The sequence below is a fragment of the Shewanella sp. SP2S2-4 genome (assembly GCF_031932025.1).
In the GTDB taxonomy this organism is placed as follows: Bacteria; Pseudomonadota; Gammaproteobacteria; order Enterobacterales; family Shewanellaceae; genus Shewanella; species Shewanella baltica.
In genome coordinates, this window is sequence record NZ_JAUOER010000001.1 from 87,168 (window position 1) to 101,697 (window position 14,530).

At 47.1% G+C, this 14,530-nt stretch carries 12 protein-coding genes; 6 read left to right on the forward strand and 6 right to left on the reverse strand.

What is annotated here, in order from left to right; genetic code table 11:
* Positions 1–32 precede the first annotated feature (32 nt).
* The 4 genes from luxS to Q4Q54_RS00475 all read right to left on the reverse strand — a co-directional run bounded on the left by luxS (position 33) and on the right by Q4Q54_RS00475 (position 3,285).
* A complete protein-coding gene (gene luxS / locus Q4Q54_RS00460; RefSeq protein WP_006083939.1) occupies positions 33–542 on the reverse strand; it encodes an S-ribosylhomocysteine lyase in 510 nt (169 codons plus the stop codon).
* Positions 543–710: 168 nt separating this feature from the next.
* Positions 711–1,829 carry a TRAP transporter substrate-binding protein gene (locus Q4Q54_RS00465; protein WP_311987159.1) on the reverse strand — a complete coding sequence of 373 codons (1,119 nt, stop codon included), beginning with the start codon at positions 1,827–1,829 and terminating at the stop codon, positions 711–713.
* A gap of 252 nt (positions 1,830–2,081) precedes the next feature.
* Positions 2,082–2,402: a BolA family protein gene (locus Q4Q54_RS00470; RefSeq protein ID WP_006080458.1), complete on the reverse strand. Its 321-nt coding sequence runs from the start codon at positions 2,400–2,402 to the stop codon at positions 2,082–2,084.
* 184 nt (positions 2,403–2,586) lie between these two features.
* Complete coding sequence (locus Q4Q54_RS00475; protein WP_311987161.1) at positions 2,587–3,285, reverse strand: alpha-ketoglutarate-dependent dioxygenase AlkB; 699 nt, start codon at positions 3,283–3,285, stop codon at positions 2,587–2,589.
* Positions 3,286–3,433: 148 nt separating this feature from the next.
* Between Q4Q54_RS00475 and Q4Q54_RS00480 the strand changes: the two genes are divergently transcribed.
* The 3 genes from Q4Q54_RS00480 (at position 3,434) to Q4Q54_RS00490 (ending at position 8,287) form a co-directional block, all read left to right on the forward strand.
* Positions 3,434–4,567 carry a methyltransferase gene (locus tag Q4Q54_RS00480; RefSeq protein ID WP_311987163.1) on the forward strand — a complete coding sequence of 378 codons (1,134 nt, stop codon included), beginning with the start codon at positions 3,434–3,436 and terminating at the stop codon, positions 4,565–4,567.
* Positions 4,568–4,652: 85 nt separating this feature from the next.
* Entirely contained in the window at positions 4,653–4,934 is a 282-nt protein-coding gene (locus Q4Q54_RS00485; protein ID WP_311987165.1) for a hypothetical protein, read from the forward strand.
* A 155-nt stretch (positions 4,935–5,089) separates the two neighbouring features.
* Positions 5,090–8,287 carry a DUF2339 domain-containing protein gene (locus Q4Q54_RS00490; RefSeq protein WP_311987167.1) on the forward strand — a complete coding sequence of 1,066 codons (3,198 nt, stop codon included), beginning with the start codon at positions 5,090–5,092 and terminating at the stop codon, positions 8,285–8,287.
* Between the two features lie 120 nt (positions 8,288–8,407).
* Here the strand turns inward: Q4Q54_RS00490 and Q4Q54_RS00495 are convergent, their stop codons facing one another.
* Positions 8,408–9,706, reverse strand: coding sequence for an aminotransferase class I/II-fold pyridoxal phosphate-dependent enzyme (locus Q4Q54_RS00495; protein ID WP_311987169.1), 1,299 nt, complete (start codon positions 9,704–9,706; stop codon positions 8,408–8,410).
* 123 nt (positions 9,707–9,829) lie between these two features.
* Positions 9,830–11,269 (reverse strand): PLP-dependent aminotransferase family protein, encoded by a 1,440-nt coding sequence (locus Q4Q54_RS00500; protein ID WP_311987171.1) that lies wholly within the window; start codon positions 11,267–11,269, stop codon positions 9,830–9,832.
* 158 nt (positions 11,270–11,427) lie between these two features.
* Between Q4Q54_RS00500 and Q4Q54_RS00505 the strand changes: the two genes are divergently transcribed.
* The 3 genes from Q4Q54_RS00505 to Q4Q54_RS00515 all read left to right on the forward strand — a co-directional run bounded on the left by Q4Q54_RS00505 (position 11,428) and on the right by Q4Q54_RS00515 (position 14,112).
* Complete coding sequence (locus Q4Q54_RS00505) at positions 11,428–12,762, forward strand: cytochrome ubiquinol oxidase subunit I (protein WP_311987173.1); 1,335 nt, start codon at positions 11,428–11,430, stop codon at positions 12,760–12,762.
* Between the two features lie 60 nt (positions 12,763–12,822).
* A complete protein-coding gene (gene cydB, locus Q4Q54_RS00510; protein ID WP_107403925.1) occupies positions 12,823–13,830 on the forward strand; it encodes a cytochrome d ubiquinol oxidase subunit II in 1,008 nt (335 codons plus the stop codon).
* A gap of 147 nt (positions 13,831–13,977) precedes the next feature.
* Complete coding sequence (locus Q4Q54_RS00515) at positions 13,978–14,112, forward strand: DUF2474 domain-containing protein (protein WP_006080444.1); 135 nt, start codon at positions 13,978–13,980, stop codon at positions 14,110–14,112.
* Positions 14,113–14,530 lie beyond the last annotated feature (418 nt).

Genomic DNA, 14,530 nt, shown 5'->3' on the forward strand with positions numbered 1-14,530 from the left:
AGGCACTCTTATACAAGTAAGAGTGCAAACCGTTACAGATTACCTAGAATTTCGTCGCTTAATTTCAAATCATCATTGCGATTCACACTTACGCCAGCCGCAATAATATTACGGGCGATCTCTTGTGCCTGCTCTAATGAATGCATCTCATACGTACCACATTGGTATTCGTTCAGCTCAGGGATTTCTGACTGCTCAACCACTTTAAGCACATCTTCCATCGCAGCTAACCACGCATCGGCCACTTGGCGCTCAGTCGGCTCACCAATCAAACTCATATAAAAGCCGGTACGGCATCCCATTGGCGAAATATCGATGATCTCAACATTGCTACCATTTAAATGGTCACGCATAAAGCCAGCGAATAAATGCTCCAGAGTGTGAATACCACGCTCACTGAGAATATCTTTATTCGGTGCGCAAAAACGTAGATCAAATACCGTAATCGCATCGCCCTTTGGCGTGCTCATGTGCTTAGCAACACGAACTGCTGGGGCATTCATTCGAGTATGATCGACGGTAAAGCTATCAAGTAATGGCATAGGGATCTCCAAATTCTCAGGGCGACATCAACGCCACTGTAACTGTCTATTTATGGCTTGCAAGCATAACACCAAATGAATTACGCCGATAACAAGATAATTTAAGATGAAATCATCTCATATAAATCAGCTGTTAATGTGACAGTGAGTGCTAAAAACAGCACGCATTTAATGTTGGCGCTGTTGGCTGTAAGCATCCTCAGATATTTTATGATACTGGCGCACACCTTGCTCGTAGGCGTGATAGGCGGCGTACACTTTACGCATTAAGGGATCTTGATTGGCTTGTTCTTCAATCACTTGTTTAGAGATTTTCTCAAGTTCCAACAACACTTTAGGTGGGAACGCTTTAAGCACCACCCCTTCATCATTCACTAAGGCTTCAAGGGCGGCTACATTACGGGTCGTGTATTCGTCGAGCATATCTTGATTAATGGCTCTCGCCGCGACTTTAACTATGGCTTGTAAATCTTGAGGTAAACTCTCGAAGGCGGCTTTATTAATCAAGAATTCCATATTGGAACCCGGCTCATGCCAACCAGGATAATAGTAGTACTTCGCCACTTTATGTAGACCGAAGGCAAGGTCGTTCAATGGCCCCACCCACTCAGCCGCATCAATCGAGCCAGTTTGTAGCGCACCATAGAGTTCACGCCCCGCCATATTCACAGGAATAGCACCGACACGCTTTAATACTTCGCCGCCCAAGCCCGGCATGCGGATCTTCAATCCCTTAAAATCAGCAATCGTATTAATCCGTTTATTGAACCAGCCGCCCATTTGCATCCCAGTATTGCCACCCGCGAGGGGAATGATGCCAAAGGGGCGATACACTTCATCCCACAACGCCATGCCACCGCCGTAGTGCAGCCAGCCGTTCATTTCCTGCGCCGTCATACCAAAGGGAATCGATGAAAAAAACTGCGCCGCGGGTGCCTTGCCTTTCCAATAATAAGAGGCGGCATGGGCCATTTGAATTTTGCCCTGACTCACACCATCAAATACGGCAAACGCTGGCATTAACTCACCCGCGCCATAAACCTGGATCTTTAACCGACCGTTAGACATTTCATTGACTAAATGGGCAAAACGCTCAGGAGCCATGCCTAAACCGGGGAAGTTTTTCGGCCAAGAGGTTGCAAGGCGCCATTCAATAGCGGGAATAGCTTGGGGGTCATCCGTTGCGGCATGGGAAACGGCTACGTTTTGCGCATCACTGGCTGCGGGGTTACAACCGCTCAGCCCCACCAGCAGCATTAAGACGAGCACACTCCCAAACTTACGCATTTTTAATACTCTCCCTGACATCAAACGAGCCCATGGTTCTAACAGACGTGAACATGTTCTCAGGACAGAGCTCCGCAATCGCATCACCCAAACCCTTAAAATAGAACATATTGTTAACACAGAAACGCCTATAGGGAAACCAGAAACTCGAGGGGTAAAACCAGAAAATGGCCTTAGTTTGACCTAAAACAAAAAACCACTCTATGGAGAGTGGCTTTGAAATCTAAGCTAAAAGTATTGGAAAGCGATGAATTAACCGCGACAATTTGGCGTATTAGGCACTTGTGCATTCGCATCCCATTCACTTTGAGTGAATGTGTGGATCGACAAGGCATGCACGCCATTCGCTAGCTCATGGGCTAAGTGAGTATTAACCAATCGATGCCGTGCCAAGAGACGTAAACCATCAAACTGTTCACTCACGAGCACAACTTTGAAATGGGTTTCCGAATTCGGTGGCACATGGTGACGATTACTTTCGTTGATCACTTCTAAATGAGTCGGCGAGAAGCCTTCAGTTAACTTCTGCGTGATAGTGTTAGCCACTGTGCCCTGCGCATGAGTATTGGACATATTCGAGTCTCAGAATGGGGAAATCCAGTGGCCGCAGAGTACTGCTTCAGACAGAAAAGATCAAATTCACTTAGTCTGTTTGCTGCTCAATAACCACTTTATAAGTCATCTTATTTAGCAGGCCGTTCACCGCCACCAGTAATAAACAGGAGGCAATGAATAGCTGTCATTTAACAACGGGCATTTAGCCATGGAAATTAACGATGAGTTGCCTAAAGGTGTAATTCCAGCGGGGCTCTTTTACTTTCAAACGTTTAGGTAAGCTGTGCAGCCAATCGTTTTGCATAGGCCAGTGCATGATCAGCAAATCACCGCTGTGCAAACTGATGCAGTGCTTGGTTTGGCTGTGTTTATGCTTAAGCACAAAATCCCGCGTGGCGCCTAAGCTAATAGACGCAATATGGCTACCATGGGCAATTTCTGGTTCATCATCGCTATGGGCGCCCATACAATCTTTTCCATCGGCGTAACGATTGACTAATACTCCATTACTCGCCAAACCATAATCCCGCGTTAACTTATCCCTCAACTTCTGGGCATATTTAGGCCAAGGTAAGGCGCGGATAAACAGTCCTGAATATAAATAGTCACAGCCCAAATCGCCAAACCACACTTGCTGGCGAGGAATTGCGTGAAACTGACCAAATACTTGGATTTCGGGGCGACTTAAGGGATAAGTCTGCGCTTCTTTCATCAACGCAAGTTGCTGCTCAGCATTAAGATAACCCCGCACTAAGGTGATGGGCGGTATGGGTTGCCCAGTCTTGTTCAAACCGTGATCGGTAAGGTTCAAACTTAGCTGTAAATCAAGACCCGCTTCATCATCAAGCTCAGAAAACAAATCGTAACCTTGGTTGTCACGCCGCTCATTATCTTTAGCCATCAACCTACTTGTCCCCCGCAACTATCGATCCGTTTGCTTGCCGCTTCGTCCATGGTAGGGCTAACATTAGCTCTTGATGCAGAGCCGTCGCACTGCGCCATGAAATCTGCGATAATCTGCGCCTTAATTTATTGGCGCAGTGTGGCACATGACAACACAATTTTCAGTAGCGGGTGTTGAACTCGAACTTTTACGGTATCCAGCTCAGCAGGAATCTAATCTTCAAGCTTGGGATGCCGCCGATGAACACTTACTCAAAAGCCTTATTGAGTCAGAGCAAGCCGCCGTGCCAACCGCCATTATCAACGACAGTTTCGGCGCCTTAAGCTGTGGTGTATCGAAACTGAATCCAAGTTGGCCACTGTGTGTTGAAACCGATGCCAGAACCAGCTTTTTAGGCACAGAACAAAACCATGGCCGCAATCAGTTTCCGATGGATAATCTGCAATGGTTTACCAGCCGCGATACCTTGCCAGAAAACTTAGCCTTAGTATTGATGAAGTTGCCTAAGAACTTAAGCTACTTTGCCCACCAGCTAACACGCTTATCGCAAGTGTTACCCACTGGCACTCGCATATTAGTGGCAGCCAAAGCCAAATCGATTAATGGCGCCTTGCTCGATGTCTTTGCTAAGCATTTAGGCCCAGCAAGCGCTAGTTTAGCGTGGAAAAACACCCGAGTAATTACCTGTGTCAGTGATGGTAAACCCAGACCATTAGCCAAAGAAGTGACTTGGGCCGTACCTGAATATCAACTTGAGATCAGCAACTTAAGTAATGTGTTTGCCGCCAACAAACTCGATATTGGCGCACGCATCATGCTCGAAAATTTGCCGAAAGGAGATTTTAAGTCGATTGTCGATCTCGGCTGTGGCAATGGCGTGCTGGGACTGCGAACCGCCCAGTTATTCCCTGAAGCTGATATCCACTTTATCGACGATTCCGAAATGGCGGTCGCATCAGCCAAGGCAAACTGGGCTCGTAATCAATTACCTGCAGACAAAGGCCACTTCTATTGGGACGACTGCATGACGCATCTGCCAGAAGAAGTGCAACCGGATCTGGTGCTGTGTAATCCGCCCTTCCATCAAGGTGAAGCCATTACCGATCATATCGCGTGGCAGATGTTTTTAGACGCTCGCCGCCGCTTAAAAGACGGGGGGATTTTACATATCGTCGGCAACCGCCATCTGGCTTACCATGTGAAATTACAGCGCTTATTTAAAAACTGCACCACAGTCGCCTCCAACGGTAAATTTGTGATCCTGCAGGCTAAGAAGTAATGTCAGGTCAAAAAACAGCCTGAAATCATCACAGCCTAATGGCGGTCTGAGGATTTAATCAATCCCCAAAACAAGGAAAACTTGCATGACTCATCACCAAGAAGAGCAATTATGCGAATTACTCGACAATAAGCAAAAAGAGCTACTGACAGCGATTGATAAGCAACTTAGCGCCTGCTGCGATCTGCTCGATAGAACCGCACGCGATACACACTTACATAATGCTCAAGATACTGTCGTCAGCTTATCTTATTTATATGCAGTGCTTCATCAGCACTGCTTCGAGCAGTTGCACCAAGGCGATCCCGAGATTTCGAGAATCGTAGCCAACAACCAAAGTGCCTTAGCGGAAGAATTAAATAAATAATTTGCCTTGAATAAGCGAAAATTCGGCTAACCACCTTGAATTTAACGCAGCCCAAGTTGCGTTAAAACTTGTTTTCTATGTCGCTTTTATGTCAGTACACTTCAACCCAGTAAAAGTTTAGTATATTACTAGTATTAAATACTTAGGATTGAGATATGCCGTTAAAGGATGACGTCGCCCAACTAAAAGCTGAGCTGGCACAATTACAGTCGCTGCATTTATCGCAGCAATCTTCACTCAGTCGCCAGTTGGCAGAATTTTCAACTAAGCTCGATACCTTAAGTCAGCAAATTACGACTGAAGACGCATCTGATACCACTGTCAGTATGGCAGCGGGTGCTGCATCGATTGCGACTGTGATCCCCGCCGCCGATAACGCGCCCAAATTAACCTATGCGGCACACACACCAATCCTTGAGTCTACTCCCGTAGCGCCTGCTCAAGCAGACCCCAACCCATGGCAGCAAAACGCTGTGCAAGGAGACCCTTGGCAAAGAAACACAAAAAATACCTCAGCAGAACAAGTCGCTAAAACCGAATACCAGACGCAGGGCCAACAACTGAGTGATGAAGTCAAATTACAGGCAAGCGTGCAAGTGGCGAGTCAATTTGATGATCTGTTATCCCAAGGATTAGCGGCCATCATGGCGCCCTTTGGTGCAATTACCGAACAAATCAAATCCTTCTACCATCATTATCAAGCCAAGGGATTAGGCCCGGTCTTTTTGATGACAGTCGCAGGGATCATCACCCTGACCTTAGGCTTTGGTTACTTACTGCAATATTCCATCAACCATTGGTTTTCAGAACTGGGCAAAGCCCTGCTCGGGTTTGCCAGCGCGAACGCTATCATAGCCGGCGGGATTTTTATTCGCCAAAAACGCACGGGCATGGCGGACTTTGGTTCTGGGATAGTCGGATTAGGCCTTATCCTAAACTTTCTCTGCGCTTACTTTATTGGGCCGTATTTTGAAATCATCCCCAATAGCGCGAGTTTTATCTTACTGTTATTGATCACTCTGGCAGGTTATGGTCTGTCGATGCGCTTAGATGCCAAAGTCATTGCCGTCATCGCCTTAGTCGGCGGCTCGACCGCGCCTATGATGCTGTTATCCCAAAGCTATGCGCCGTTGCTGTATCTGCCTTATTTACTGCTTATTGGAATTGGCGCCCTTGCCCAAAGTTATAAGCTTAAGTGGCCGTTATTACTGGAAATCACCGCGCTGCTGCACATTGGCTGCATCGAAGCCTTTAGCTATTTTGTGCCACTGCCACTCACCGACTTTGGCGGTGGCAGTCTGCTGGCGCTTTTCAGTATTAATGCGACCTTTTATCTCTACGGCATCACCGGCTTACTATTTACCCAGCAGTTTGCCCATCAAGATAAACAACCAAGCAACACCCTAAGCCATCGCATGCTCGCTTTGCCAATAGCATTGCTCGCCTTTGTGCTATTCGAATTAACGCAATTTACTGAGTTTGCAGGGGAAATCTTTGCGGTCAACGCGCTGATTTGTGCTGCCCTCTATTGGCAGCTAAAAAGCCGCTTAGAAAAAGCCCGCAGCGGCTTATTGTTAGTCTTTGCAGGAAGTTTTGCCGGATTTGCAGCGCTGTATTTACTCAGCCATGATTTCCTCGGCTTAGTCTTACTGCTCGAAGCCTTATTACTGTTATGGATTGGCACCAAAGAAGAACTGATTTCAGTGCGCGCCGAAGCCTATGTATTACTGCTAATGGGATTAGGGTTAAATGCGTTTAGTGTGCTTGATAGCATGGCACTGTTAGAATCCAGCATATTAGATGCCTTGGCAATTTCAGCTTTGTCGGCCTTTGGCGTTTCGCTGATCGCACTGGCCTTAAGTTGCGCCGCCTTAGTCTTTGCCATTCGCCTATTAACATTCACCCATGCGCCGCTTTCTGCGTTAGAACATCAGCTTTGCAGAATATTAAAAGAACTATTAAGCGGTTTTTATGTGGCGACAATTATCCTCGCGGCTTACCTTTTGAGCAGCGATTACTATCTCGCTATCTTGCCGCTAGTCAGCCTATTACTACTGTACTTAAGCGCAAAGGACAAACTCGTTGTCAGCGAATTTGCCGCTTGGCTCTTGCTATTACCGCTGCTCTTTAAGGTTGTTGAAGGCATAACGCTCGCGGACAGTTTTAGCTTTAGCGCCCAGCCGCTCATGGCCAAACTGGCACGAATTGAGTTATTTACCGCCTTACTCTTGGCCCATTATTGGTATCGCCGCCACTATAAAGATGCCCTATTTGCCAAAGCCGCTTATAGCATGCAAATCTTCTGCTATTTGCTGCTGCCGCTTATTCTGCTGCCTAAAGTTATCCGCAACTATTGGGAATATACCGCTATTGCCCTCTGGCTGAGCACCTTTATGAGCCTAGGTTTAGCCTACTTTGTTAAACATAAGAGTTTGAACATAGAAGCCAAAATCCTCACTTGGCTAGCGGTTCTGATGACAGCCTCGCTATGTCTTATTCACGTTTGGCAAGGACTCGCGGCGCTGGTTATTGGTGCCCTCTTTATGGGCTTCACCCTGCTTAGTTATCGCCAATTACCCGAGACATGGCGCCCCTTGCTGCAACTTCAATGGCAACTAAGCCCTTATTACTTTGCACTGGTATTAGCCGTGATCGTTTATGGCTTTAATCATTCAGAGCTCGTCGGAATAGCCATGACAGCATTGGCCTTAAGTGGTTATTTTGCCTTGCTTATCCAAAAAGGTTTAAGCAAAAGTGCTGAAGGCCAAGACTCGCGTAGCATGAAATTAAACCTAGTAACCGAAATTCAAGCCGCAATAAAGGAAAGCTATCATCTCGCCTACGGCCTAACGTTAGGCTTAGCCCTGTTGCCCATCATGCTGCATTTTGAAATCACACTCGGGCTCAATCGTGATAATGCCTCGTTTGTGTTAATCGAGTTTTTATCACTGGCACTCCTAGCAAGGCTTATCTTGCAGCACGGCGTAGCAATACGCTTGCATAGACGTATCTTACCGTTACAAGGACTTAAGTGGGGCTGGCATCTACTGCTCGCCTTGAGTTACTTCATGTGGAGTTATAGTTTCGATAACATGATTGCCGCCCCACTCAGCGCGATTTTATTGGTTATCCATGGCAGTGTGTTGATGTTTATCAGCTTAAAACCACAAAATGCCGATATGATCCGCCTCGCCGCAGGGCTATTTATCCTATCGACGCTCAAGGTGCTATTACTGGATATGGCGTCCTTCGAGCTAGTGCAAAAGGTCATTGCCTTTATGCTGATCGGGGTTATTTTACTTACCGTTTCTTACTTCTACCAGAAGGCGAGAAATCGATTGCAGCAAGATTAACATCGTTTTAAAAGCACTAAAAAAGCCGCCATCGAATTGAATCGATGGCGGCTTTTTACTGTTAACGATTTAATAAATCGATGGGGTATCAGCTATTCGACATGGGCTATTCGATAAGAACTACTTGCTCACCAGTGCCTTATCTAGCGCCTGCGCCACATCGTTAATGATGTCGTCAATATGCTCAATCCCAACCGAGATACGGATAAGATCTTCTGACACGCCCGCCCGTGCCAGTTCATCGGCATCGAGCTGTCTGTGCGTGGTACTCGCAGGGTGACAGGCCAAAGATTTCGCATCGCCGATGTTCACTAAACGCAGGATCATCTGCAGCGCATCGATAAAACGTCCGCCGGCAATTTTACCCTCTTCAGGCGTGGCCGCTTTAATCCCAAAGCTGATGATCCCAGAAGCTTTTCCGCCAGTGATCTTGTGGCAATTATCCTGATAAGGGCTGCTCGGCAAGGCGCCGTAATTCACCCAACTCACCGCCGGATGCAACACCAAATATTCGGCTAATGCTAGCGCGTTCGAGCAATGGCGCTCCATTCTAAGGCTTAAGGTTTCAAGGCCTTGCAACAGTAAGAATGCGCTGTGCGGTGACAGTGCGGCGCCGGTATTACGCAGCGGTACCACACGGCAGCGACCAATAAATGCTGCGGGGCCAAAGGCTTCTGTATAAACCACGCCATGATAAGAAGGATCGGCTTGGTTGAGTAAGGCAAATCTTTCCTTATTGGCTACCCAATCAAACTTGCCAGAATCGATAATCACCCCGCCAATGGTCGTGCCATGGCCACCAATATATTTGGTTAAAGAATGAATAACGATATCGGCGCCATGCTCAAACGGGCGACATAACACTGGGGTTGCGACCGTATTATCGACAATTAAAGGTACGCCATGCTTATGGGCAATCTCGGCTAAACGTTGTAAATCAACAATATTCCCCGCGGGATTACCAATTGATTCGCAGAACAAGGCCTTAGTTTTGTCATCGATCAGCTCATCGAGGCCTTCAAAATCATCGAAGGCCGCCATGCGCACTTCAACGCCTTGGCGCGGCAATGTATGGGCAAACAGATTATAAGTGCCACCATAGAGCTGACTGGTGCTGACGATGTTATCGCCAACTTGAGTCAAGGCTTGAATCGCATAGGTAATCGCCGCCATACCCGATGCTACGGCCAGCGCACCTATGCCACCTTCAATGGCCGCCAGACGTTGCTCTAGCACGCTAGTAGTAGGATTCATTATCCGAGTATAAATATTGCCAGCGACTTTTAAGTCAAATAAATCAGCACCATGCTGGGTATCATCGAAGGTATAAGAGGTCGTTTGATAGATAGGTACTGCGGCCGCCTTCGTGGTCGCTTCTGACTCATAACCATGGTGTAATGCCAGTGACTCTAATTTCATTTTCCCTTCCTTATCCGTAGCAGCCCAGTATTCAATCGACATTGAGAATTGCACAAGATTTGTGCATGTTCAACAAGCTAACAGATAGACATCTAGAAGTCTAAAATTTTTTAGCCACAGCCTTTAACTTCGGCGCAAATTGTTGCGGATAAGTTCGGCCAGCACCACGACCGCAGAGACTATCTCTGGCGAGCACTCGTATGAGGCATTCAAACGCATAAAATGGCGGAATTCGACCTGATTACTAAAGAGATTTCCGGGTGCAATACTGATCCCACGCTCAATCGCCTGATAATAAATTTGTGTAGCGTCCATGTGTGATGGCAGCGCTAACCAGAGAAAATAGCCGCCCTGCGCGAAGTTGACCCCCACAGATTCGGGCAGATGCGCGCACAATAATTGATACATGGCCAATTTACGGCTGGCTAACTTTTTACGTAACTGTTTTAAATGCCGTTCATATTGCGCCGACTGAATAAAATCGGCGATGGCGAGCTGCATGGGCGCACTGGTCGATAACGTCGACATGACTTGTAAGCGTTGTAACTGCGGTGCATGGCATCCCGCCGCCACCCAGCCGACACGATAACCAGCAATCAAAGACTTAGAAAATGAGCCGCAGTGCAACACCCGTCCTTCGGTATCGAAGGCTTTTACTGGCCTTGGCGCGCTCGAGTCGACATAGAGTTCTTGATAAACATCATCCTCAATCAGACTGACCTTATGCTTATTTAGTAACTGATAAAGCGCCTGTTTTTTTGCATCCGATAAGCTGCAACCTAAGGGATTTTGATGTTGGCTCATCAACCAGCAGGCTTTCACTGGATAAGTATTTAACACTTCTGCCAACGCCTCGAGATCAATCCCCTGTTGTGGATCGGTAGCAACCGCAATCGCCCTGAGTTTAAGCCGTTCAATGGCTTGCATCGCGCCATAAAAGGTCGGTGATTCAATGACAACCCAATCACCCGCTTGAGTCAGGGTCGCTAAGCTCAAGTTGAGCGCCTCCATGGCACCCGAGGTAATGATGATTTCGTCGGGCGAAATACTCATGCCCAATTTGGCATAACGTTGGGAAATAGCCTTACGCAATCCCGCATTTCCTGGCGGTAAATTATCGGCGGCAAAAGAAGGTGACATGTGCCGAGTCACCTTAACCAAAGATCGCGCCAGTGCTTGTTGTGGGAATAAACTAGGATCGGGAAATCCTGAGCCAAAGGGCACTATGTCCGCCTGCTTTGAAGCCTGCAGCACATTGAATACAAACTCATTAATATCCACGCTATCGGAAAGATAAATCGGCTTTTGTCGCTCGGGATAACGAAAGGCTTCTCCCTGGCGCGCGATTAATTCCGGCTTTGGCGCCACTAAATAGCCAGACTTAGCCTGCGCCGAGATCACGCCTTGGCTTTCCAATAACTGATAGGCATTGAGCACTGTCATCAGACTCAAGCCCGAATCGGCCACAGTTTGGCGCAGCGACGGCAACTTGTCCCCCGCCTGCCAAACACCTTGGGCTATTCGTGTCTTTAATTCCTGCGCTAACTGCTCATACTTCGTCATCTGTTATAGCCAAGCCAAGATATTCTGTGTCTGTTATAGCCAGCATATCCCATGGTCTAATAGCACACAAGCTTTCACCGTCAAGCCAATTTAGGGTTCAGTGAACGCGACTAGAACAATGCCTTTGTAACGAGAAATGCCTATCGCTCGAGGAAATTATGTTTGATTTTGATGCCACAGTACTCGCTAGGATCCAATTTGCTTTTACCATCTCTTTTCACATTATTTTCCCTGCCATCACTATCGGCCTCGCCACCTATCTAGCAGTATTAGAAGGTTTATGGCTGAAAACGGCGAATGAGGTTTACCAACAACTCTATCTATTTTGGTCGAAGATTTTTGCCATAAACTTTGGCATGGGCGTGGTCTCAGGCATAGTGATGGCCTATCAATTTGGTACCCATTGGAGTGCTTTTTCCGCCTTCGCGGGCAGCGTAACTGGGCCGCTACTCACCTATGAAGTCCTCACCGCCTTCTTCCTCGAAGCGGGTTTTCTGGGGGTCATGCTATTTGGTCAGCAGAAGGTAGGCAAAAACCTGCATTTCTTCGCCACTTGTATGGTCGCCACGGGCACTATTATCTCGACCTTCTGGATCTTAGCTTCAAACAGCTGGATGCAGACGCCCCAAGGTTTTGAAATCGTGAACAATCGCGTTATTCCAGTGGATTGGTTTCAGATAGTGTTTAACCCTTCATTCCTCTATCGTTTAGCCCATATGACAGTGGCGGCCTTTATTTCATCGGCTTTCTTTGTGGGCGCATCGGCGGCTTGGCATTTACTCAAAGGTAACGACACGCCCGCGATCCGCAAGATGTTGTCTATGGCGATGTGGATGGCGTTAATTGTCGCGCCGCTGCAAGCTGTGATTGGCGATTTTCACGGCTTAAATACCCTTGAATATCAACCTGTAAAAGTCGCGGCAATGGAAGGCCATTGGCGTAATGAGGGTGACAAACCCACACCGCTTATCTTGTTTGCCATTCCCGATATGGACGCAGAGAAAAACCACTTCAGTCTCGAAATCCCAGGGCTGGCGAGCCTGATCTTAAAACATGATTTAAGCAAACAAGTGCCAGCCTTGACTGAGTATCCCGCCGAGGACAGACCCAATGTGTTGTTAGTGTTCTGGAGTTTTAGGCTCATGGTCGGCTTAGGCTTATTGATGATTTTTGCTGGACTGTGGAGTGCTTATCTCAGGCGCAAAGGCAGCCTCTACAGCAACAAACACTTTCTGCGATTTGTATTGGTGCTCGGCCCCGCCGGATTGCTCGCCACACTGGCAGGCTGGTTCACTACCGAACTTGGCCGTCAACCTTGGGTGATCCAAGGGTTGATGCGTACTCAGGATGCCGTGTCTTCCCACAGCGTTACCCACCTGAGTATCAGCCTAGGGATTTTCATCGTCAGTTACTGCGGCATCTTCGGCGTGGGTTATCGCTATATGATGCGACTCATCCGCAAAGGGCCAGATATCGCGGCAACAAGCCATTAATTTTAAAGTAAATGAATCTAATTTTACTTATTCAATCTTAAACATATTTAAGGGCTCACCATGGAATTCGATCTACCCTTGATTTGGTTCGGGATCATCATTTTTGCCACCTTAATGTATATCGTGATGGATGGCTTTGATCTCGGCATCGGCATACTGTTTCCATTCATTCACGACGAGGACGACAGGGATATTATGGTCAATACAGTCGCCCCCGTTTGGGATGGAAACGAAACTTGGTTAGTGCTCGGCGGCGCTAGTCTGCTAGGTGCCTTTCCCCTCGCCTATGCCATAGTGCTCGAAGCGCTGACCATACCGCTGCTCATCATGCTACTGGCACTGATTTTTCGCGGCGTGGCATTTGAGTTTAGATTTAAGTCGGGTGCTGAAGCTAAGCCATTTTGGGATAAAGCTTTTATGTTCGGTTCTATCACAGCCACGTTTTCACAGGGCGTCGTGCTGGGGGCGTTTATCTCTGGCATTTCGGTCAGCGAGCAGCAATTTAGCGGAGGTAGTTTCGATTGGTTAACGCCCTTCTCACTCTTCTGTGGATTTGGTCTTATGCTGGCCTATGCTTTGCTCGGCGCGACTTGGCTGGTGAAAAAATGCCAAGGCGAGCTTAAAACGACCATGCAACAACTCGGCAGAGCACTGACCTTATGCTTACTTATGACCATAGGTTTAGTCAGTTTATGGACGCCTTTTGTGCAGCCCAATATTGCCCTGCGCTGGTTTAGTTTGCCGAATTTATTCTACTTCGCCCCAGTGCCAATACTGGTATTAGCCTGTGGCTGGGCCTTGATGAAATCCTTGCGCCGCGATGATAACTATCAGCCATTTCTACTCACCTTATGCCTAGTTTTTTTAGGTTTTAGTGGACTAGGGATCAGTATCTGGCCGCACATTATTCCCCCCAACATCAGCCTTTGGCAGGCGGCAGCACCCGATAGCAGCTTAAGCTTTATGCTCGTCGGCGCGCTGATGATCATCCCACTGATTTTGGTTTACACCTTTTGGAGCTACTACGTATTCCGCGGCAAAGTCACTAAAGATGCAGGCTATCACTAACGATTGTTCTGGTAAGACATGACCTCAAAATGCTGCCGAAGCGACTCAGCCTCGGCAGCGGACTCTATTCAAACGGCGAGCTCACTTTAAGCAACGAATTCAATTAAGGCTTCAATTGAGACACTGGCTAACACCTAGGAGATAAACATGACGACCCCAACTAAATCCCTCAGCTATCGACTCGGCTGGTTAGTGCTCATTTGGTGTACGAGCGTCAGTTGCCTGTTCCTCGTCTCCATGTGCATTAAAATACTGTTGAAAGGCGCGGGATTAACCACCTAAGTGGATACTCAGTACTTTACAACTTTAAACGCGCATATTAAGGCTTAATTCAGTTAGCTTGCATAGCATAGCGTTAAAATATGCTGAAGCATCACAATCACCGTGCGAAGGTATTATTCGAGCGTACATTTGAGTGAGTGCATTATTTGAGCCAGCTATTTTAGTGAGCTATTTGAGTTAATTAGTGTGCTATTTACTTAATGCGTATTTTATCGCTAAGCTCACAGTGCTCGATTTATTTTACGCGTGCTAGGATTAAATTGACTAAGGTTAGCGTTAACATCAAAATAGTTAATTTAGTGTTAAGTAAAATATTTACTGTAGATAAGTATACTCAGCAATATAAACTTGGTTAGGCTTGCATTATTTTCTCACTTGGCCTATGGTATCAAGCAAGTAAACATGGCTTATTTAGTTA